The sequence below is a fragment of the Escherichia sp. 94.0001 genome (assembly GCF_013369155.2).
In the GTDB taxonomy this organism is placed as follows: Bacteria; Pseudomonadota; Gammaproteobacteria; order Enterobacterales; family Enterobacteriaceae; genus Escherichia; species Escherichia coli_F.
In genome coordinates this window covers 1-225 of record NZ_JABWMS020000353.1, presented here as the reverse complement: position 1 = coordinate 225, position 225 = coordinate 1, and the positions used below count along the sequence as shown (strand labels likewise).

The following is a 225-nucleotide window of genomic DNA, read 5'->3' as shown; positions in this document are numbered from 1 at the left end:
TTCGGACTGAAAGGAGCAAGTGTATGACGGGCAAAGAGGCAATTATTCATTACCTCGGGACGCATAAGAACTTCTGTGCACAGGACGTTTCCGCGGTAACAGGCGCAACCGTAACCAGCATAAATCAGGCTGCGGCTAAAATGGCGCGGGCAGGAATCCTGATCATTGATGGTAAGGTCTGGCGAACGGTGTATTACCGGTTTGCTACCAGGGAAGAACGGGAAG

The 225-nt window shown here is 51.6% G+C and carries 1 protein-coding gene; it reads left to right on the top strand.

Annotated elements, in window-relative coordinates; genetic code table 11:
* Nucleotides 1-23: 23 nt before the first annotated feature.
* Nucleotides 24-225 (top strand): protein ren (locus HEN33_RS26080; RefSeq protein ID WP_183083587.1); only part of this gene is annotated, 202 nt, incomplete at its 3' end.